An 18,568-nucleotide genomic window follows, 5' to 3' on the forward strand; every position below is an offset into this window, starting at 1 on the left:
AAAAGAACCTCTCTGGTGAAAATCAGAGAGGTTTGACCTTGTTTAAATTCTTATCTAAGAGTGTCGTTCGGATCCTGTGAATTAGAGGTGAAATCATCGAATTTTGCTACCTCTTTTACAGCTTTTGTGATATAATTATCATGTATTAAAAAAAGAAGGAGTCATATCTTATGGCAAAATTGACTGTTAAAGACGTTGACTTGAAAGGGAAAAAAGTTCTCGTTCGTGTTGACTTCAACGTTCCTGTAAAAGATGGCGTGATCACTAACGATAACCGTATCACTGCAGCTCTTCCAACTATCAAGTATATCCTTGAACAAGGTGGACGTGCAATCCTCTTCTCTCACCTTGGACGTGTAAAAGAAGAAGCAGATAAAGAAGGTAAATCACTTGCTCCTGTAGCTGCTGACTTGGCTGCTAAATTGGGCCAAGACGTTAAATTTATCCCAGGTGTTACACGTGGTGCTGAATTGGAAGCAGCTGTTAACGCTCTTGAAGATGGACAAGTTCTCTTGGTTGAAAACACTCGTTTCGAAGATGTTGACGGCAAGAAAGAATCTAAAAACGATCCTGAACTTGGTAAATACTGGGCATCACTTGGAGATGGTATCTTTGTAAACGATGCCTTCGGTACAGCTCACCGTGCACACGCATCTAACGTTGGTATCTCTGCAAACGTTGATAAAGCTGTTGCTGGATTCCTTCTTGAAAACGAAATTGCTTACATCAAAGAAGCAGTTGAAGCTCCAGAACGTCCATTCGTAGCTATCCTTGGTGGATCAAAAGTATCTGACAAGATCGGTGTTATCGAAAACTTGCTTGAAAAAGCTGATAAAGTCCTTATCGGTGGTGGGATGACTTACACATTCTACAAAGCTCAAGGTATCGAAATCGGTAACTCACTTGTAGAAGAAGACAAATTGGATGTGGCGAAAGCTCTTCTTGAAAAATCAAACGGCAAATTGATCTTGCCAGTTGACTCAAAAGAAGCAAACGCATTTGCTGACTACACTGAAGTGAAAGACACTGAAGGTGAAGCAGTAGATCCAGGATTCCTTGGTCTTGATATTGGTCCTAAATCAATCGCTAAATTCGACCAAGAATTGACTGGTGCGAAAACAGTTGTATGGAATGGTCCTATGGGTGTATTTGAAAACCCTGACTTCCAAGCTGGTACAATCGGTGTGATGGACGCTATCGTGAAACAACCAGGCGTTAAATCAATCATCGGTGGTGGTGACTCAGCTGCCGCAGCGATCAACCTTGGTCGTGCAGACAAGTTCTCATGGATCTCTACTGGTGGTGGTGCTTCTATGGAACTCCTTGAAGGTAAAGAACTTCCAGGATTGGCTGCTCTTACAGATAAATAATCTAATGAGAATTAAGAGGCTGGGACAAAAGTCCCAGCCTCTTAATTGTCTTTGCATTGTCGAGCAAGACGCAGTGGTTGAGTGGGCTCTACTACGCTGAATTCATCAGCTTTTACAGCCCTACTCAACTGTGCGGAGGTGGGACGACGAAATCGAATTCTAACGAATGACCGATTTCTGTCCCACTCTCTTTTCTTTCTATTTTTACCTGTTCTCTCCTTTCTGAAAATATGGTAGAATAATAGAAATAGAAAGATAGGTGACCATGGATTACTTTAAACGACACAAATTTGATTGGTCCAAATTCCGTTTGGGGATGAGAACCTTTAAAACAGGGATTGCCGTTTTTATTGTACTACTTATTTTTGGAATATTTGGCTGGCGCGGCCTTCAGATCGGGACCTTGACAGCTGTTTTTAGTTTGAGGGAAGACTTTGATAAGAGTGTCCACTTCGGGGCTTCGCGTGTCATGGGCAATAGTATCGGAGGTTTTTATGCTGTTTTGTTCTTCCTTTTAAAAACGCTCTTTCATGGGGCGTATTGGGTGACTCTGATTTTTGTCCCAATTGCGACTATGTTAACCATTATGACAAATGTCGCTATGAATAATAAAGCAGGAATTATCGGAGGAGTTTCGGCAATGCTGATCATTACTCTCTCGATTCCTAACGGAGAAACCTTTTTGTATGTTTTTGCCCGAATATTTGAGACCTTTATCGGCGTTTTTGTTGCGATTTTGGTCAATTCGGATGTCGATCGCATTCGGGATTTTCTCAAGAAGCACAAAAAACCTATGTAAGATTATATAACATTTAATCTTGACATAGATTTTTTTTTCGATATAATAGAATAGAAAGAGGAATGGTATGAAGGAAAAGGAATTACGACGCTCACTGGCAGTCTTTCCAATTGGAAGTGTTATGAAGTTGACCGACTTGACAGCTCGTCAGATTCGTTATTATGAAGACCAGGGATTGATTTCTCCTGATCGGACAGAAGGCAATCGCCGCATGTATTCGTTGGATGATATGGACCGCTTGCTTGAGATCAAAGATTATATCTCAGATGGCTTAAATATTGCGGATATCAAGAAGAGATATGCGGAAAAAGAGCAAGAGCAAACCAAGGTGGTCAGCCAAGAAGCCATTCGTAAGGCTCTTCATCGTGACATTCTTCACCAAAGTCGCTTCACATCTTCCCCATCGCCATATGGTCAATTTCGTTGATCATTTCATAAGCTTGTAATCTATTTTAAGGAGACAAAAATGTCAATTACTGCTGCAGATATTCGCCGTGAAGTAAAAGAAAAAAATGTTACTTTTATTCGCTTGATGTTCTCTGATATTTTGGGAACTATGAAGAACGTCGAAATTCCAGCTACCGATGAGCAACTGGACAAGGTTCTTTCAAACAAAGCCATGTTTGATGGTTCTTCTATCGAAGGATTTGTCCGTATCAACGAATCAGATATGTATCTTTACCCAGATTTGGATACATGGACAGTCTTCCCTTGGGGAGATGAAAATGGTAGCGTAGCTGGCTTGATCTGTGATGTCTATACGACAGAAGGAGAACCATTTGCAGGAGACCCACGTGGCAACTTGAAACGTGCCCTTCGTCATATGGAAGAGCTTGGATTCAAATCCTTTAACCTTGGTCCAGAACCTGAATTCTTCCTCTTCAAGTTGGACGAAAATGGAGACCCAACTCTTGAAGTAAACGACAAAGGTGGCTACTTTGACTTGGCTCCAACAGACCTTGCAGATAACACTCGTCGTGAAATCGTAAATGTCTTGACCAAGATGGGCTTTGAAGTAGAAGCCAGTCACCACGAAGTAGCCGTTGGTCAGCATGAAATCGACTTTAAGTATGACGAAGTGCTCCGCGCTTGTGACAAGATCCAAATCTTTAAACTCGTTGTGAAAACCATTGCTCGTAAACACGGTTTGTATGCAACCTTTATGGCCAAACCAAAATTTGGAATTGCCGGATCAGGTATGCACTGTAATATGTCTCTCTTTGACCAAGATGGGAACAATGCCTTTTTTGATCCAGAAGATCCACGTGGAATGCAATTGTCAGAAACTGCTTATCACTTCTTGGGTGGTTTGATCAAGCATGCCTACAACTTTACAGCAGTGACAAATCCAACTGTCAACTCTTATAAACGTTTGGTTCCTGGATATGAAGCACCCGTTTATATTGCTTGGGCAGGCCGCAACCGTTCCCCATTGGTACGTGTGCCAGCATCACGTGGTATGGGAACTCGTTTGGAATTGCGTTCAGTAGACCCAATGGCCAATCCTTATGTAGCCTTGGCAGTCTTGCTTGAAGTTGGACTACATGGTATCGAAAACAAAATCGAAGCACCTGCTCCGATCGAAGAAAATATCTATGTAATGACACCGGAAGAACGCAGAGCAGCTGGAATTACAGATCTCCCTTCTACCCTTCACAATGCCTTGAAAGCCTTGACTGAAGATGATGTAGTAAAAGCCGCCTTAGGTGAGCACATCTACACCAGCTTCCTTGAAGCCAAACGAATCGAATGGGCAAGCTACGCTACCTTCGTATCACAATGGGAAGTAGACAACTATCTAGATCTTTATTAAGAAACAAGAGTAAAGAGGCTGGGCCAAAAGTCCTAGCCTCTTTTTGATGTTGGATTGTCGAGCAAGACGCAGTGGTTGAGTGGGCTCTACTACGCTGATTTCATCAGCTTTTATAGCCCTACTCAACTGTGCGGAGGTGGGACGACGAAATCGAATTCTAACGAATGACCGATTTCTGTCCCACTCTCTTTTTGTTCTTTAATAAGTCACTATAAAACCAGTTGAGACCACTGTTTCAACTGGTTGTTTTTTTAATTTTCGTCATCTGGTGTGAGAATCATTGGAATAATGATGGGTTCACGTTCCGTGCTTTCGTACAGGAATGGACGAAGAGCATTGACAATCGCACCATTAACGGTTTGGATATTGGCATCTTTGTTCTTCAAGGCGATACGAATGGCATTGAAGAGGATGCGTTGGCTTTCACGGATCAGGTCTCCTGATTCACGCATGTAGATGAAACCACGGCTCAAGATATCTGGTCCTGCCAGAATCATCTTCGATTTGAAGTCAACAGTCGCAACAGCAAGCACGACACCGTCTTCGGACAGGTCTCTCCGGTCACGGAGAACAGCAGCTCCGATTTCACCGATGCGGTTTCCATCGACATAGATGTCTTGGGCATTAAAGCTTCCTGCAATACGAGCAGAGTTGGCTGTAAGGGCGAGGACATCACCGTTACTCATGATGAAGATATTGTCTTTTTCTACTCCGCAATCACGCGCAAGTCCTGCGTGGATCTTCTGCATCCGGTATTCACCATGGACAGGCATGAAGTATTTTGGTTTGATCAAGCGGAGCATGAGTTTTTGTTCTTGTTGCCCCCCGTGTCCAGAGGTATGGATGTTGTTGATCTTCCCGTGAATAACATCGACACCCGCTTCAGAAATCGTATTGATCAATTTGTTCACACTGGTTGTATTTCCAGGAATCGGGCTAGAAGAGAAGATAACGGTATCTCCTGGTTGGAGTTGCACTTGGCGGTGCGTTCCGTTGGCAATCCGAGAGAGGGCTGCCATTGGCTCTCCTTGGCTTCCTGTACACATGATCAGGATTTCATTGGCCGCATAGTCTTTGATCTCATTTGGCTCGATAATGGTTCCAGCAGGGACTTTGATGTAACCAAGCTCGATTCCATTGACGATGGCTTTTTCCATGGAGCGTCCAAAGACGACTATCTTGCGACCTGTCTTGACAGCGGCCTCGGCTGCCTGTTGAAGACGGAAGATATTCGAGGCAAAGGAAGCAAAGATGATGCGCCCATGGATGCCTTCGATGATCTTCATGATGGATTGGCCAACCACTTTTTCAGAGTTGGTAAAGGTTGGAATTTCCGCGTTGGTTGAGTCTGAGAGCAGACAGAGAACGCCTTCTTCTCCAAGAGCTGCCATACGATGGAGGTCAGCCGGTTCCCCAACGGGCGTGAAGTCAAATTTGAAGTCTCCGGTACAGACAATCTTTCCTTGAGGGGTGTGAATCACAATCCCTAAAGGTTCTGGAATAGAGTGAGTGGTACGGAAGAAGGTTGCTTTGAGATTTTTAAATTGAAGCTCAGTGTTTTGGTTGATTTCGTAGAGTTTGGCATCGCGAAGAAGGCCATGCTCTTCTAATTTTCCACGGATCAAGGCAAGCGCTAAAGGTCCAGCATAGATAGGGACATTGGCTTGCTTCAAAAGGAAAGGAATCCCACCGATGTGGTCTTCGTGTCCGTGGGTAATGAGGACCGCTTTGACACGATCAATATTGTCAACGATATAAGAGTAATCAGGGATCACATAGTCGATCCCAAGGAGGTCGTCTTCTGGAAATTTGATCCCGGCATCGACAATGATAATTTCATCTTGGTATTCGATCCCGTAGGTATTTTTCCCGATTTCTCCAAGTCCACCAATGGCAAATACACCAACTTCTTCAGGTTTTAAGGTATAGGCCATGGATTAGTACTCCGTTAGTTCAAAGGCACCTGACTCTTTCTCGTAAGCAAGGTGTTGCTCAGAAAGTGGTGTGATAAATTCAATGTTGAAATCTGTGTTTGCTTCAACCAATTGACGAGCTTGGATGCGTCCTTCGCGTTCATTTGGTGCATCAATATCAAGATAAAGTGCATGCGTCGTTTCGCGACGAGGGTTTCGTTCTTTTGTTTCCTGATAAAAAACTTTGTAAATCATGAAGTAATTTTCCTTTCATTATTTCGGTCCATTTGTTAGCTGCGAAGGAGTGCAATCACTAGAGTTTCCTACTCGCAACTAGTGGACCTGATTCGATACAATTAATTATCATTATATCATAAATTCGCCTGTAAGTAAAAGGTAGACTGGAAAAGTCAGAGGGGCCAAGACCTATAATAGAGAAGCTTTTTAGCGGTCTGGTGCATGAAAATCCTGCGCTTTAAGGGAGAGTTTCGCTGGGATTTGAAGGGAATTTGTAGTATAATATAATCCAGTTCAAGAGGAGTAGGAAATGAAATTATTAGCATTTGATACCTCGAGTAAGGCTCTTTCTGTAGCGATTTTAGAAGATGAGACTCTACTTGCAGAAACAACATTAACCATTAAAAAGAATCATAGTATCACCTTGATGCCGGTCATCGATTTTTTGATGCAACAAATCGACTTGACACCCAAGGAGTTGGACCGCATCGTGGTGGCAGAAGGTCCTGGGAGCTATACTGGACTGCGCATTGCAGTCGCAACCGCAAAGACATTGGCTCATACTTTAGGGATTGAATTGGTCGGGGTCTCAAGCCTCTTAGCTCTAGTGCCGGATGATCTAGAAGGTTTGGTAGTACCTGTCATGGATGCTCGTCGGAACAATGTCTATGCGGGTTTTTACCAAGAAGATCAGCTGGTCGCACCAGAAGGGCATTTTCCATTTGAGGAAGTCCTAGAGCGTGCAGCAACGAGTGAGCAAGTCACCTTTGTCGGAGAGGTCACGGCTTTTAAGGAGCAGATTGCCTCTAGCCTCCCAAGTGCTACTTGCTCTGAAACGCTGCCGGATGCAGTGAAAATCGGACGTCTCAGCCTCAAACAAGCACCTGCTAGCCTCCATGATTTTGTCCCCAATTATCTGAAACGGGTCGAAGCGGAGGAAAACTGGCTCAAAGACCACACGGAAACAACGACCTCCTACATCAAGCGTTTATGATCAAAGTAGAAATCAAAAAGGGGCGAATTCAGGATGCAGCTGCTATTCTCTCTGTGATGGAAGATGTCTATGAAGCTAGTCTCTGGAAGTTGGAGCAGATCCAAGTCGATTTAGAGCAGGAATCGATCTCCTATTTCCTAGCTGTGGATGAGGGACAAGTCCTTGGGTTTGTCGCCATTCAAGAGACTCTCTATGAAGCAGAGGTTTTGCAGATTGCAGTCAAGCCTGCCTTTCAGGGGCAAGGCCTAGCCCAGCAGTTACTCGCGCAGTTGCCGGACCAAAAAGAGATTTTCTTAGAAGTGCGCGTGTCCAATCAACCGGCCCAAGGCCTATACAAAAAAATGCACTTTGAAGAAATTGCACGGAGGAAAAACTACTATCACGATCCGATAGAGGATGCCGTGATCATGAAGAGGAACCCGAATGAAAGATAGATATATTTTGGCTTTTGAGACATCGTGTGATGAGACCAGTGTGGCTGTCTTGAAAAATGACGACCAACTCTTATCCAATGTCATTGCCAGTCAAATCGAAAGTCACAAGCGTTTTGGTGGAGTGGTGCCTGAGGTAGCCTCTCGTCACCATGTGGAAGTCGTCACTGCATGTATTGAAGAAGCCCTAGAAGAAGCCGGCATCACAGAAGCTGATGTCACCGCTGTAGCCGTTACTTACGGCCCAGGCCTGGTTGGGGCTCTTTTAGTCGGCTTGGCTGCAGCTAAGGCCTTTGCCTGGGCGCACGGCCTTCCTTTGATTCCTGTCAATCATATGGCAGGGCACTTGATGGCCGCTCAAAGCGTTGAGCCTTTAGAATTTCCGCTCTTAGCCTTGCTGGTGAGTGGAGGACATACCGAGCTGGTCTATGTCAGTGAAGCTGGTGATTATAAGATCGTCGGAGAGACCCGTGATGACGCTGTAGGAGAGGCTTATGATAAGGTTGGGCGCGTGATGGGTTTGACCTATCCAGCAGGTCGTGAGATTGACGAGTTAGCACATAAGGGACAGGATATCTACGATTTCCCACGGGCTATGATCAAGGAAGACAATCTGGAATTCTCTTTTTCAGGGCTCAAATCAGCCTTTATCAATCTGCACCATAATGCGCAGCAAAAAGGAGAAAGCCTCTCAAATGCAGACCTGTCAGCGAGCTTTCAGGCTGCCGTCTTAGACATTCTTATGGCCAAGACCAAGAAGGCTTTGGAGAAATATCCGGTCAAGACTCTGGTCGTCGCTGGTGGGGTCGCAGCCAACCAAGGTCTCCGTGAACGCTTGGCTTCTGAAATCACCGATGTCAAGGTCATCATCCCCCCTCTGCGCCTCTGCGGGGACAATGCAGGGATGATTGCCTATGCCAGTGTCAGTGAATGGAACAAGGAAAACTTCGCGGGTTGGGACCTCAATGCCAAACCAAGCCTGGCCTTTGAAGGAATCGAATAAGTGGACACGAGCCATTTGGATGAAGGCATCCAGATGGCTTTTTTGTTAGAATCTCACCAACTAGTAAGGGATTTGCGATTGGCAAGAAAATTCGGTATGATAGAGAGAATAAACTGAGGGGAGAGTAAGAGGGAAGATAGATGAAAAAAGAAAAGAGATCTAAATATAGAATGGGTAGACTTCTTATCTTTGCAGTCTTTTTGCTACTGGTTGCAGGATGTGAGTCGCAAAAGAAAATTGAAAAAAGTGATAAGAGTAAAGAGTCCTATGAATTTTCAGTCTATAATGCGAAATCCGACATTAAAGACTTTCGATTTATCCATGCTAAAAATGGGCTTGTGGTAGAATGGAAGTTTGATGAAAAAGAACGGAAGAAATCTTTGAAGTCTCCCGATTCATCAGATTGGATTGAGGTGAACTCTAATTATTTGGTTAGGAAAAGAAACAGAGTGAGAGATATTATTCCATCGAAAAAAATGAAGTCAGATGAATATGCTCATTTAGAAATCTATGATTTAACAGGGAGTAAGGCGAAACGAAAGGAAGTCGATCTTTGGAAGATGATGGTGGAGTATGTAAAAAATGATGATTTTGAGCTCTATAGTCCTTTCCCGACTCTTCGAAAAATAAATGGGAATGACTACGCTATCATTGAAATTAGGAAGCAAACTCAGCCACGTTATTTCTTGCTTAATCTTAAAACTCTCAAAATTGATAAAGAAATAACGGAAGAAGACGTAAATGAGAAAAATAGAGTGTATCTCTCCATTTCTACCCTTAAAGGCTACACTGCTGGAGTTCATCCCTTTTATAATGGTTTTTGGAAGGATGAATCTTACAAAGGGAATATCAATTTAAAAGCATCCTATCCGTCTGCTTTTAAACTCTTTTCAAAATAAGAAGGTTTTGCGTATAAAGTGATCAATTCTGAGAATGGTGTGATTACGAATGGGAAAGAACTGATTGATCTAGAAACAGAATTTCTTAAATTAGGTTCCTCTGTGTACGATTACGCCTATTTGCCTAAAAAACTGAGTATTGAAAATAAAGATACGAAAATCTCTGAGTTTGATGAGATTCAAAAGTATTATAACGGTAAACCTATTCCAAATTGATACTAAGAGGATTTATAGAAAACAGAAGGAAAGTTGAAAAGAGGTTGTTATGCCATCAATGATTAATTTAGGGATATGGGAGAACAAGAATTACCATTTTGATTGGGAGAAAAAAGTCTTACTAGAAGAAACATCTTCTCCTACTAACTGGTCTTATCTACTGCTTCCAGTCACATTATTTATTATCAACAAAATTTCAGATGGATTAGTGGAAGCTGGACTATTTGACAATCAAATGGTTCGAGTTGGAACGATTCCGATTTTAGGTGTCTTTTCCTACTTCCTAGCTGCATGGATCATTCGATATTACCATGCGAGCCTGAAATTACAGACATCCAAGTTGGAGGAGGGCCGAGGCAAGAAGTTGATCAGGGCCTTGAAGAGACGGAGGGTGTACTTCACCTGTATCCTTAATCTTTTTAGACTTCTAACTGTAGCTGCTGTTCTTTTATTTGTCATCGGTAATGAAACCATTGCCGTCCTCTTTTTGCTCATTAGTTTTTTAGTGATATTTATGTTTAAATTTGATTACCAATTATCCAAATGGCCTGATATAATAGAGACCTTGTCGAAAGAAGTGGAAAATGGGGATGAGGAAAGTCATAGGTAGTGAATTGGGTGAGTAGTGCCTCATCTGGAAGAGTGGGAGTTGAAGGAAACTAGATTGGATCAGGTTTGTGTTGTCTAGGATGCTATGTTGAAAGTGTGTAGGAAGTCAATAGGATGTTAGAATATAAAGAAACAAGTATTTTCTGTCACCAATTGGTAGAATACGATGGTAAACATTTTATTTTGGATGCTAGTACCATGAAGCCCAAGCTCTATTATTGGGGGTTGCCAACGGAAGCGATCACTGTTGAGATGATGGAAGTAGATAAAAAAGTTGAAATTCCAGGCACACCCCTCAATAAATTAAACGGGGGGACAGCAGCTATCATAGTCCAGCCATTTGTTGGAGTGGTTTATAGTCTCTTAAAAAAGCTATTCAGTGAGTATGATATTAGTCAGCAAATTTTTCTAAAGATAGTCTTATTTGTGGTTGCCATGCTTATATCTTATGTGCTCTTCCGATGTTCTGTAGAAAAGGCACGTGAAAAGGTTAAGAATCTATTTCCTACAGCTACTAAGAGATACAGGGTGACTTTCAAGCCGATGCCAGAAAGAAAGCAAATTTTTGATGCCCATCTATTAAATCTTGTCTTACTGGCCTGTTTAGCTATGTATTTATTTAATAATAATGGTCAAGAAGGGATCTTTTTAGTGATAGGCGGTATTCTTACAGCTTTTCTATTAACCTTCGAATTTGGCAAAGTTCCAGTTCTTTTAGGAGCTAAAACAGGAAATCTAAGGCTTTATAGTGTAGAAGAGATCATCATTGAAAAAAGTAACTAGAATAGAATGGACAAGAATAAAAGAGTAGAAATCATGAAAAAAACAATCGTTTTGTTAGTAGCGCTTCTATCATTAACAGCATGCGCCCAGTCTCGACAGGAATCAAAAGATTCTTCGCCGAGTAAAATGGAGCAGACTTCAAAAGAGTCCTCGGCTGTTAAAAATGAAAAAGGTTTGCAGTTTGTGGTGGGACCACAATATGAAGGAAAAGAATCAAATGTAATTGAACTAGGGAAGAAATTAACCAAGGAACATCCAGAACTTGGAAATCAAGAAAATCTATCGATCAACTATACTGGCGCAACTTTCTTATCCAATCAACAAGAATATGCTGTATTTCTATTGATTAACAAAGCTGGATTTCAAATTGATAAGGATTTTGAGTTTTCATTGAGTTGGAAATATGATGGGCAATTCATTTATCAACATCAACGGATTGGCTATAAAATTAGTGACAGTGGAGCATTGCCGGATCAATCTGCTACGATTTTGACCTTGCCAATATCCAGCGAGCAAAAACAAATTGTCGAGAGCATGACACAAGAAGAAAAGATGTCATTAGAGATGTCGGATTTAAAAGTGAATCAGTAGGGGAGAGATAGAAATATATCGAGGCTTATCCATTCTCTCTCATGGGTCCCTTTTCAACTTTTTTTCTTGTGTTATAATAGAGGTCAATGATTCAGGAAGGAGTGAGAGTATGGAAAAAGATTTTTGGCAGGGGGTGAGGGATGCGTTGCCGACAGCTCTAGGCTATATCAGTATTGGCCTGGCTTGCGGTGTGGTGGCATCTCCCTATCTTTCTCCTTTGGAGATGGCCTTGATGAGTGTCTTGATCTATGCTGGGGCGGCTCAGTTTGCGATGATCTCTCTGATTGCGGCCCACTCTTCGATCTTGAATATGGCCTTGACCGTGTGTTTGATCAATCTCCGGAATATGTTGATGAGTCTGCATACATCCTCTGATTTTAAGGATGCGAGTCTCGCTCATACCATTGGGATTGGAAGTCTCTTGACCGATGAGAGTTATGGGGTCTACTTGAGTGAGAAGTTAAAGACAGATACCATTACAGTTCCTTGGATGCATGGGAACAATCTAGTAGGCTATGTGGCTTGGATCAGTGCGACGGTTATCGGAACAGCTCTGGGATCTTTCCTACCAGATCCAAAGGCTTTTGGGCTTGATTTTGCCTTAGTGGCTATGTTTGTTGGGATTTTTGCAGCCCAGTTCCAAGGAATGCAACTGACAGAAAAGACCAAGACCATGCTCATGGTGCTCTTAGCAGTAGCAGTGAGTTTCTTTCTCTTACTCTTTTTTGTTTCGCAACCGCTTGCTGTGCTAGCTGCGACCTTGATTGGCTGTTTTGTGGGGGTGGTTTGTGATGCGCGTGAATAGTTCTATCTTCATGGCCATTCTGGTCTCAGCCCTCGTTACCTGGATTCCTCGAATCTTACCCTTCCTCTTAGTTAAATACAAGGGACTGCCGGCTCCTGTGACCCGCTTTCTCAAATACCTGCCCATTTCCATTATCTTTGCCTTGGTTTTATCGAGTTTAGTAGAGGGGAAAATGGGAAGTCTCCCGCAGTTCCACTGGTTGGACCTCATGGTGACCATTCCCAGTCTCTTTGTAGCCTTTCGTTACAAAAACCTGATGGGAACCGTCTTGTTTGGAATTGCTTTGATCGCTCTATTACGATTGACATTTTAAATGCAAAAATATGTTACAAAAAAATTACAATTATTACAAAAAACTTGATATTTGTAATAATTGAGGTATAATGGGAGTCAGAAAGATAAAGAGGTGATCTTATGAAAAAATCAATCTTCCGTTGGAGTGCCGCTGTTCTGGTGGCTGCTTCACTTGGTCTAGCTCTCGGTGGTTGTGGTGCTAAGGATAAAAAGACAGCTTCCTCCTCCGCAAAAGTATCTACCAGTAAGGTAGAGAAAAAAGCCAAAAGTAATAGCAAAAAGAGTGCAGCATCTTCTGCCCAGGCAAAAGATACAGCTAGCTCTTCAACTCAAGCCAGTAGCGCGACAGGTACAAAAGACTCTAGTAAGACCGAGAATGCGTCTGCTACGACGCAAGCCACTGTCCCTGCAGAACTAGTGGGAACTTGGGTAGGATCTAGTCCACAAGCGGATGCAATCAAAATGACCGTCGATGCCAATGGGGATGTAACAACAGTGGTAAGTTTCAAAAATGATAGCGAACCGACTCGGACAGCGACCTATACGGCAAGAGCTGTCCAAGCAACTGGAAATATCTACTATTGGGATGCTGAAGGTCTTGATGGGGCTGATGCCTTGCTCCCTGGGATCACAGGCTTAGGTGTCGCTGATTTCCGACTCGAACCTGGTTTTATCTTAGAAGAAGGACACTATACACCGATTGTTTTCACAACGGCTACCAATACACCATTTGACTACAACAAATACAATGATTTCCGTTTTTCATTAACCAAAGAACAATAAAAAAACGAACTCGATTGAAAATCGAGTTCGTTTTTTAGTACTTAGATTAAGCAAGATAGATAACTTTGAACAATAGTACAGCTAAGATAGCAGCAAGAATTGGGGCTACAACTGGTACCCAAGCATACCACCATTTCGAATCACCTTTGTGTTCTCCTAATACAGATTTTGGAAGGAAGGCGTGGACCAAACGAGGACCAAAGTCACGTGCAGGGTTCAAACCAGGTCCAGTAGGACCTCCAAGTGATGTAACAAGAGCCATAACAAGGAATCCAAGAGCCAAGTGAGCAATTCCTAGGCCTGAAGCATGTGCTTGTGATAAAGCCAATTTTGCTGCTGATGAAGTGGCATCAAAGACGCCTCCTTGTTCAGTAGCAGCTTTTTGAGCAAGACCAGCAACTTCTGCACCAAAGAAATGTTTCGTCAAGCCAAGGGCGCCAAAGAAAAGGACGAATGATCCGGCAAACTCGTTGATGAAGCCGTTAATTGTAGCAGCTTTACGTGATTCTGGAGTTCCTTTATCTACACTAGAAATGGTTGAGAATGTTCCTAAGATGTTGTTTGGATTTTCAGTTTGGATGTAGTATGGACGATGAGCTGCAACGACAACCAATTGCCCAAACATAGCTCCAAGAAGTTGGGCAACGATGTATGGTAAAACATTTGCCCATGGGAAGAGTCCGCTAACTGCAAGTCCAAGGGTAAAAGCTGGGTTAATGTGATTTCCTGAAACATTACCAAACATTAAGGCTGGAATCATAACCCCCATACCATATCCGATCGCAATGACAAGCCAACCGCTTTGATGACCTTTTGTTCCTTTTAATTCGACGTTTGCAACTGCACCATTTCCGAGGATAAGTAGCAAAGCCGTTCCAATAAACTCTGAAAAGAGTTTAACACTAAAATCAAAATCCATGATTCTAATAATCTCCTTTATAAATTTTATACCAATCCATTCTATCAAGTAAATACTAACTTGTAAAGAATTTTTAAAAATTTTATTTCAATAGATGAAAAATAAAGTTAGTGAATTTCTATCAGTAATGAGGGCTTCCTGCTACCCAACCGGTACAGAGGGCGGATGTGATATTAAAACCGCCTGTATGGGCATTGATATCGAGGACTTCTCCTGCAAAGTGGAGCCCAGGAACTAGCTTACTTTCTAGGGTTTTAGGATTGATTTCTTTGAGGCTGACGCCGCCCTTGGTGACAAAGGACTTGGCTAGAGACATCTTCCCAGTGACAGGAATAGGCATCTCTTTGATGTTTTGAATGAGCTCTTCTATCTGAGTAGGAGTGAGTTGCTTGGCTTTTTCAGGGAATCCTTGCACCAAGAAATCAGCTAACCGTTCAGGAAGAAGGGTTTTGAGGCTATTTTTAATGGACTTTTCTCGATGCTCTTCTAGAAAGTCTTTTAACTCTTGAGAAGAGGTAGTCGGAAGGAGGTCCAGAGATAAGATTTCCCCACCTTTAACAAAGCTAGACATCCGGAGGGCTGCAGGGCCAGAAAGACCGAAATGCGTAAAGAGCAGGTCATGGGTGATGATGTGTTTGCCGTAGCTGAGGGTCACATCTGTCAGAGAGATCCCTTGGAGGGCCTTGTGTGGGAAGTCTGTCAAAAGAGGACTTTCTGCCGCTTCGAGATCGGTGATGGTGTGTTTGAAGTGGCGGGCAATTTCGTGTCCGTAGCCAGTAGAGCCAGTAGAAGGATAGGATTTGCCCCCAGTTGTGACAATCAGCTTGTCAGCCGTCCACGTATGCTCAGAAGACTTGACGATAAAGACGTCTTCTGGCTTGGTGACGGAGACCACTTCGCAGTTGGTGGCCATGCTAGCACCTAGCTCAAGGATCTTATTTTCTAAGGCTTGAATAATGGTGCGGGATTGATCACTAACAGGAAAGACCCGACCATGATCTTCGACCTTCAGTTTGACGCCATTATCGGTAAAAAATTGGATGATATCATGATTATCAAATTGGGAAAACACACTGTAAAGGAAACGGCCATTTCCAGGGATACCGGCCATCAAATCGTCTAAGGTCCCGTTATTCGTGACGTTACAGCGACCTCCTCCGGTACCAGCAAGTTTCTTACCGAGCCTTTTATTTTTTTCGATCAGTAGCGTAGGTTGGCCATAAGAGGCGCTAGCAATAGTAGCCATCATACCTGCTGGGCCACCACCAATGACAATGGTGTGATAGTGAGTCATGTAGATCCTTTCTTGGTAACTTAACCGTTTTTGGTTTCATTGTATCATAAAATGGATGTCATGAATCAAAATAGTAGCTTCAATTTTGGTAATTGTTTTTAAAATTTTTTAGAAAAAAACTTGCAAATTTTCCGAAAAGGAGTAAACTGATAGGGGATAAATGGATGTTTACTTCTAAGTAGACAGAAGCGAGGATATGAATCCTTGTTGGAAATGATCCATAAAAAGGGAGATGAAGATGAAATTATATGTACAACTGACGATTATTTTCACGATTTCATTAATTGGTGAAATCATTTCTGATGGGTTGCACTTACCAATTCCTGGAAGTATGATCGGACTGTTGATTTTATTTTTATTATTGCAGTTTAAGTTATTACGTATTCGCCATGTAAATATGGTAGGAAATTTTTTATTAGCTAATATGACGATTCTGTTTCTTCCCCCTGCTGTCGGTATTATGGATAAGTTTCATGTGATTGCACCTTATCTGTTTCCAATCATGTTGATTCTACTTGGAGCCTTGGTCATCAATGTGGCTTTAATTGCAATCGTGGTTAGTTTTATAAAAAATCGTTTTGAGGGTGATTATCCAGAAGGGGGACGCAAGCATGGCTAATTTTGCGAGTAATCCTTTATTTGGGATTGTCTTATCTATTTGGGCTTATTTGATTGGGATGTTAATTTTCCGCAGGTATCCCCATCCAATAACAACGCCACTTTTAGTGGCTACAGTAATCGTTATCTTATTCTTAATGATTACAGGAATTTCTTATAAAGATTACTATGTCGGTGGTTCCCTGTTAAATCAGTTGATTGGCCCATCAACAGTCGCCTTGGGGATTCCTCTCTATAAAAGTTTCCATTTGATGAAGCATCATGTACGGAGTATTCTAGTCGGCTCGACATTGGCAGTTGTTGTGAATACCATTTTTACAGCCTTGATCGCGAAAGCATTTGGAATGAAGTACTTTCTAGCCATTTCGCTCTTTCCAAAATCGGTTACGACTGCAATGGCAGTTGGGATTACTGAGAAAATGCAAGGGATTACGACCATCACTCTTGTTGTAGTTGTAGCAACTGGATTATTAACAAGTGTCTTGGGTCCAACGATATTGAAACTGTTAAAAATAAAAGATCCAGTAGCTATTGGTTTAGCCCTTGGTGGAACAGGGCATGCAGTAGGAACAGGGACGGCATTTAAGTATGGTCATGTGGCTGGTGCTATGGCAGGATTGGCAATAGGGATCACAGGAATTTTGTATGTATTCATTAGTCCAATCGTGGCTTCAATGATTTTATCCTAATACATTTTATTATTTTCTGAGAGAGGCTCAAGAAGGGTCTCTTTCATTTTGTAGTGAAAGCTCAAAAATCAATCTAGAGTGAAAGAAGCTTTTCATGATTACTATCCAAAGCTTTTCCAAGCGTTTAAAAAATGGTATAATGAACTGTAAATTTCAGAAGTTGGAAGGAATGTAATTGCTATGATGAATATGCAAGACTTAATTTAAGATTCTTTAAGTCTTGTTATACATAGAAATGTTTATTTTAAAGGATTTAGTCTGCAACATAATTAACAATTTTTAGATGTATTACACTATATTGGACAGTAAATGGACAGTGACAGAGTGTTTGAAGGAGAGAAAAAGAGGCCTAAGTGCCTCTTTTATTATAAGCAAATTGTGCAAATTTTTTTGTTTACCCTTGAATACATTGATAATAGCCTCCTTATATCCACACATCATTTGATTTAGAGTAATAAACATGTTACAATGAAAGCGTATACAAAACGTAAGGAGGAAATGGAAATGAAAAAAGCAACGAAGTGTTTGCTAGGTGGAGTATTAGGAATATTGCTTCTAACCCCAGTATCTCAAGTTAAGGCTGATTGGCAACGAAATAATGTTGGTTGGTGGTATTCACTAAATAATGGTTCTTATTATAAAAACACAGAAGCTAAAATAAACGGGAAGTGGTATAAATTTGATGACAGAGGTTATATGATGACCGGTTGGCAGCTAATATGGGAGCGTAATGATAGTAGGTGGGGGATAATAAAAAACTGGTCTTATTTTGATCCAGTAAATGGTGATCAAAAGATTGGCTGGCAAAATATAGATGGAAAGTGGTATTACCTGACTAGAGATGGGGCACTTATGGGTGAACAATATATGGATGGAAAACAATATTATTTTGACCCAGTTAATGCTGATATGAAAACTGGTTGGATTTCCAAACAAGAGAATTCAGATACAAATTGGTATTATTATGACCCCGTAAGTGGAGCATTAGTAAAGGGTTGGCAAAATATAGACGGTAAATGGTATTACTTTAAACATAGTGCGTTAAAAGGTTCCCAGAATTTAGATGGAAAAAATTATTATTTCGACCCGATTAATTGCGATATGCAAACAGGATGGGTATCTAAACAAATGGCTTCTGGGACAGAAAAGTATTATTTCGACCTAGAGAGCGGAGAACAACTATTAGGTTGGCAAGACGTAGATGGGAAACGGTATTACTTTGGTATGTATGGTGCACTTACGTTTCATCAATATATAGCTGGAAAACATTATTATTTTGATACAGATACTTGTGAATTGAAGATAGGTTGGTTTGAGTCATCTGGATCCAAATATTATGCAGATCCTAACGATGGTGGGGCACTTGCATCAAACAAAACTTTAATTATAGATGGTGTTTCATACACATTCGATGTTTATGGCTCTCTTATCAATAATGAGCCTTAATTGGTAAGCACCTCAAAAGTTAAATTTTTTCTAACTTTCGAGGTGTTTTTAACTATGAAATA

At 41.7% G+C, this 18,568-nt stretch carries 22 protein-coding genes; 18 read left to right on the forward strand and 4 right to left on the reverse strand.

The features are described from left to right. The first annotated feature begins 170 nt into the window (after positions 1 to 170). The 4 genes from ACVC7Q_RS06410 to glnA all read left to right on the forward strand — a co-directional run bounded on the left by ACVC7Q_RS06410 (position 171) and on the right by glnA (position 3,982). A complete protein-coding gene (locus ACVC7Q_RS06410) occupies positions 171 to 1,370 on the forward strand; it encodes a phosphoglycerate kinase (RefSeq protein ID WP_049506571.1) in 1,200 nt (399 codons plus the stop codon). A 265-nt stretch (positions 1,371 to 1,635) separates the two neighbouring features. Further along, entirely contained in the window at positions 1,636 to 2,169 is a 534-nt protein-coding gene (locus ACVC7Q_RS06415; RefSeq protein WP_003008874.1) for an FUSC family protein, read from the forward strand. 67 nt (positions 2,170 to 2,236) lie between these two features. Continuing rightward, positions 2,237 to 2,596 (forward strand): MerR family transcriptional regulator, encoded by a 360-nt coding sequence (locus tag ACVC7Q_RS06420; RefSeq protein WP_447265249.1) that lies wholly within the window; start codon positions 2,237 to 2,239, stop codon positions 2,594 to 2,596. A 39-nt stretch (positions 2,597 to 2,635) separates the two neighbouring features. Further along, the gene (gene glnA, locus ACVC7Q_RS06425) at positions 2,636 to 3,982 is read left to right on the forward strand and encodes a type I glutamate--ammonia ligase (protein ID WP_155124590.1); all 1,347 of its coding nucleotides are present in this window, start codon (positions 2,636 to 2,638) and stop codon (positions 3,980 to 3,982) included. Between the two features lie 251 nt (positions 3,983 to 4,233). On the opposite strand, the gene rnjA is transcribed toward glnA, so the two are convergent. Together rnjA and ACVC7Q_RS06435 are read right to left on the reverse strand one after the other, a co-directional pair. Beyond that, positions 4,234 to 5,916 (reverse strand): ribonuclease J1, encoded by a 1,683-nt coding sequence (rnjA, locus tag ACVC7Q_RS06430; RefSeq protein ID WP_003015245.1) that lies wholly within the window; start codon positions 5,914 to 5,916, stop codon positions 4,234 to 4,236. 3 nt (positions 5,917 to 5,919) lie between these two features. Beyond that, a complete protein-coding gene (locus ACVC7Q_RS06435; RefSeq protein WP_021153967.1) occupies positions 5,920 to 6,150 on the reverse strand; it encodes a DNA-directed RNA polymerase subunit epsilon in 231 nt (76 codons plus the stop codon). 292 nt (positions 6,151 to 6,442) lie between these two features. Between ACVC7Q_RS06435 and tsaB the strand changes: the two genes are divergently transcribed. The 11 genes from tsaB (at position 6,443) to ACVC7Q_RS06490 (ending at position 13,540) form a co-directional block, all read left to right on the forward strand. Next, positions 6,443 to 7,126 carry a tRNA (adenosine(37)-N6)-threonylcarbamoyltransferase complex dimerization subunit type 1 TsaB gene (gene tsaB / locus ACVC7Q_RS06440; protein ID WP_447265250.1) on the forward strand — a complete coding sequence of 228 codons (684 nt, stop codon included), beginning with the start codon at positions 6,443 to 6,445 and terminating at the stop codon, positions 7,124 to 7,126. Next, positions 7,123 to 7,560 (forward strand): ribosomal protein S18-alanine N-acetyltransferase, encoded by a 438-nt coding sequence (rimI, locus tag ACVC7Q_RS06445; protein WP_447265251.1) that lies wholly within the window; start codon positions 7,123 to 7,125, stop codon positions 7,558 to 7,560. Before tsaB ends, rimI begins: the two co-directional genes overlap by 4 nt. Then, a complete protein-coding gene (tsaD, locus tag ACVC7Q_RS06450; RefSeq protein WP_447265252.1) occupies positions 7,550 to 8,560 on the forward strand; it encodes a tRNA (adenosine(37)-N6)-threonylcarbamoyltransferase complex transferase subunit TsaD in 1,011 nt (336 codons plus the stop codon). Before rimI ends, tsaD begins: the two co-directional genes overlap by 11 nt. Positions 8,561 to 8,700: 140 nt before the next feature. Then, the gene (locus tag ACVC7Q_RS06455) at positions 8,701 to 9,459 is read left to right on the forward strand and encodes a hypothetical protein (protein ID WP_447265253.1); all 759 of its coding nucleotides are present in this window, start codon (positions 8,701 to 8,703) and stop codon (positions 9,457 to 9,459) included. Between the two features lie 18 nt (positions 9,460 to 9,477). Beyond that, positions 9,478 to 9,675 carry a hypothetical protein gene (locus tag ACVC7Q_RS06460; RefSeq protein WP_447265254.1) on the forward strand — a complete coding sequence of 66 codons (198 nt, stop codon included), beginning with the start codon at positions 9,478 to 9,480 and terminating at the stop codon, positions 9,673 to 9,675. Between the two features lie 49 nt (positions 9,676 to 9,724). Continuing rightward, complete coding sequence (locus ACVC7Q_RS06465) at positions 9,725 to 10,285, forward strand: hypothetical protein (protein ID WP_447265255.1); 561 nt, start codon at positions 9,725 to 9,727, stop codon at positions 10,283 to 10,285. A 113-nt stretch (positions 10,286 to 10,398) separates the two neighbouring features. Next, a complete protein-coding gene (locus tag ACVC7Q_RS06470) occupies positions 10,399 to 11,067 on the forward strand; it encodes a DUF443 family protein (RefSeq protein WP_447265256.1) in 669 nt (222 codons plus the stop codon). A gap of 6 nt (positions 11,068 to 11,073) precedes the next feature. Next, a complete protein-coding gene (locus tag ACVC7Q_RS06475) occupies positions 11,074 to 11,658 on the forward strand; it encodes a hypothetical protein (protein WP_447265257.1) in 585 nt (194 codons plus the stop codon). 109 nt (positions 11,659 to 11,767) lie between these two features. Next, the gene (locus ACVC7Q_RS06480) at positions 11,768 to 12,463 is read left to right on the forward strand and encodes an AzlC family ABC transporter permease (RefSeq protein ID WP_447265258.1); all 696 of its coding nucleotides are present in this window, start codon (positions 11,768 to 11,770) and stop codon (positions 12,461 to 12,463) included. After that, positions 12,450 to 12,776 (forward strand): AzlD domain-containing protein, encoded by a 327-nt coding sequence (locus ACVC7Q_RS06485; RefSeq protein WP_447265259.1) that lies wholly within the window; start codon positions 12,450 to 12,452, stop codon positions 12,774 to 12,776. The genes ACVC7Q_RS06480 and ACVC7Q_RS06485 overlap by 14 nt, the downstream gene beginning before the upstream one ends. Before the next feature lie 101 nt (positions 12,777 to 12,877). Further along, a complete protein-coding gene (locus ACVC7Q_RS06490) occupies positions 12,878 to 13,540 on the forward strand; it encodes a hypothetical protein (RefSeq protein ID WP_447265260.1) in 663 nt (220 codons plus the stop codon). 46 nt (positions 13,541 to 13,586) lie between these two features. On the opposite strand, the gene gla is transcribed toward ACVC7Q_RS06490, so the two are convergent. Together gla and ACVC7Q_RS06500 are read right to left on the reverse strand one after the other, a co-directional pair. Further along, positions 13,587 to 14,459, reverse strand: a complete 873-nt coding sequence (gla, locus tag ACVC7Q_RS06495) for an aquaglyceroporin Gla (RefSeq protein WP_195227772.1) — start codon at positions 14,457 to 14,459, stop codon at positions 13,587 to 13,589. A 121-nt stretch (positions 14,460 to 14,580) separates the two neighbouring features. Beyond that, on the reverse strand, positions 14,581 to 15,753 hold the full coding sequence (locus tag ACVC7Q_RS06500; RefSeq protein ID WP_447265261.1) for an NAD(P)/FAD-dependent oxidoreductase: 1,173 nt from the start codon (positions 15,751 to 15,753) through the stop codon (positions 14,581 to 14,583). Between the two features lie 238 nt (positions 15,754 to 15,991). On the opposite strand from ACVC7Q_RS06500, the gene ACVC7Q_RS06505 reads away from it, so the two are divergent. The 3 genes from ACVC7Q_RS06505 (at position 15,992) to ACVC7Q_RS06515 (ending at position 18,506) form a co-directional block, all read left to right on the forward strand. Beyond that, complete coding sequence (locus tag ACVC7Q_RS06505) at positions 15,992 to 16,372, forward strand: CidA/LrgA family protein (protein WP_254727537.1); 381 nt, start codon at positions 15,992 to 15,994, stop codon at positions 16,370 to 16,372. Next, on the forward strand, positions 16,365 to 17,060 hold the full coding sequence (locus ACVC7Q_RS06510) for an LrgB family protein (RefSeq protein ID WP_447265262.1): 696 nt from the start codon (positions 16,365 to 16,367) through the stop codon (positions 17,058 to 17,060). Before ACVC7Q_RS06505 ends, ACVC7Q_RS06510 begins: the two co-directional genes overlap by 8 nt. Positions 17,061 to 17,564: 504 nt before the next feature. Further along, on the forward strand, positions 17,565 to 18,506 hold the full coding sequence (locus tag ACVC7Q_RS06515; RefSeq protein WP_447265263.1) for a cell wall-binding protein: 942 nt from the start codon (positions 17,565 to 17,567) through the stop codon (positions 18,504 to 18,506). Positions 18,507 to 18,568 lie beyond the last annotated feature (62 nt).

This window comes from Streptococcus sp. W151 (assembly GCF_053010205.1).

What these genes read in the sequence shown, in the direction of transcription:
- tsaB (WP_447265250.1), top strand. Translation starts at nt 6,443, where the DNA reads ATGAAATTATTAGCATTTGATACCTCGAGTAAGGCTCTTTCTGTAGCG.
- gla (WP_195227772.1), bottom strand. Translation starts at nt 14,459, where the DNA reads ATGGATTTTGATTTTAGTGTTAAACTCTTTTCAGAGTTTATTGGAACG.
- ACVC7Q_RS06510 (WP_447265262.1), top strand. Translation starts at nt 16,365, where the DNA reads ATGGCTAATTTTGCGAGTAATCCTTTATTTGGGATTGTCTTATCTATT.
- ACVC7Q_RS06410 (WP_049506571.1), top strand. Translation starts at nt 171, where the DNA reads ATGGCAAAATTGACTGTTAAAGACGTTGACTTGAAAGGGAAAAAAGTT.
- ACVC7Q_RS06490 (WP_447265260.1), top strand. Translation starts at nt 12,878, where the DNA reads ATGAAAAAATCAATCTTCCGTTGGAGTGCCGCTGTTCTGGTGGCTGCT.
- ACVC7Q_RS06505 (WP_254727537.1), top strand. Translation starts at nt 15,992, where the DNA reads ATGAAATTATATGTACAACTGACGATTATTTTCACGATTTCATTAATT.
- ACVC7Q_RS06485 (WP_447265259.1), top strand. Translation starts at nt 12,450, where the DNA reads ATGCGCGTGAATAGTTCTATCTTCATGGCCATTCTGGTCTCAGCCCTC.
- tsaD (WP_447265252.1), top strand. Translation starts at nt 7,550, where the DNA reads ATGAAAGATAGATATATTTTGGCTTTTGAGACATCGTGTGATGAGACC.
- ACVC7Q_RS06435 (WP_021153967.1), bottom strand. Translation starts at nt 6,150, where the DNA reads ATGATTTACAAAGTTTTTTATCAGGAAACAAAAGAACGAAACCCTCGT.
- ACVC7Q_RS06415 (WP_003008874.1), top strand. Translation starts at nt 1,636, where the DNA reads ATGGATTACTTTAAACGACACAAATTTGATTGGTCCAAATTCCGTTTG.
- ACVC7Q_RS06465 (WP_447265255.1), top strand. Translation starts at nt 9,725, where the DNA reads ATGCCATCAATGATTAATTTAGGGATATGGGAGAACAAGAATTACCAT.
- ACVC7Q_RS06480 (WP_447265258.1), top strand. Translation starts at nt 11,768, where the DNA reads ATGGAAAAAGATTTTTGGCAGGGGGTGAGGGATGCGTTGCCGACAGCT.
- ACVC7Q_RS06420 (WP_447265249.1), top strand. Translation starts at nt 2,237, where the DNA reads ATGAAGGAAAAGGAATTACGACGCTCACTGGCAGTCTTTCCAATTGGA.
- ACVC7Q_RS06455 (WP_447265253.1), top strand. Translation starts at nt 8,701, where the DNA reads ATGAAAAAAGAAAAGAGATCTAAATATAGAATGGGTAGACTTCTTATC.
- ACVC7Q_RS06470 (WP_447265256.1), top strand. Translation starts at nt 10,399, where the DNA reads ATGTTAGAATATAAAGAAACAAGTATTTTCTGTCACCAATTGGTAGAA.
- rnjA (WP_003015245.1), bottom strand. Translation starts at nt 5,916, where the DNA reads ATGGCCTATACCTTAAAACCTGAAGAAGTTGGTGTATTTGCCATTGGT.
- ACVC7Q_RS06475 (WP_447265257.1), top strand. Translation starts at nt 11,074, where the DNA reads ATGGACAAGAATAAAAGAGTAGAAATCATGAAAAAAACAATCGTTTTG.
- ACVC7Q_RS06515 (WP_447265263.1), top strand. Translation starts at nt 17,565, where the DNA reads ATGAAAAAAGCAACGAAGTGTTTGCTAGGTGGAGTATTAGGAATATTG.
- rimI (WP_447265251.1), top strand. Translation starts at nt 7,123, where the DNA reads ATGATCAAAGTAGAAATCAAAAAGGGGCGAATTCAGGATGCAGCTGCT.
- ACVC7Q_RS06500 (WP_447265261.1), bottom strand. Translation starts at nt 15,753, where the DNA reads ATGACTCACTATCACACCATTGTCATTGGTGGTGGCCCAGCAGGTATG.
- glnA (WP_155124590.1), top strand. Translation starts at nt 2,636, where the DNA reads ATGTCAATTACTGCTGCAGATATTCGCCGTGAAGTAAAAGAAAAAAAT.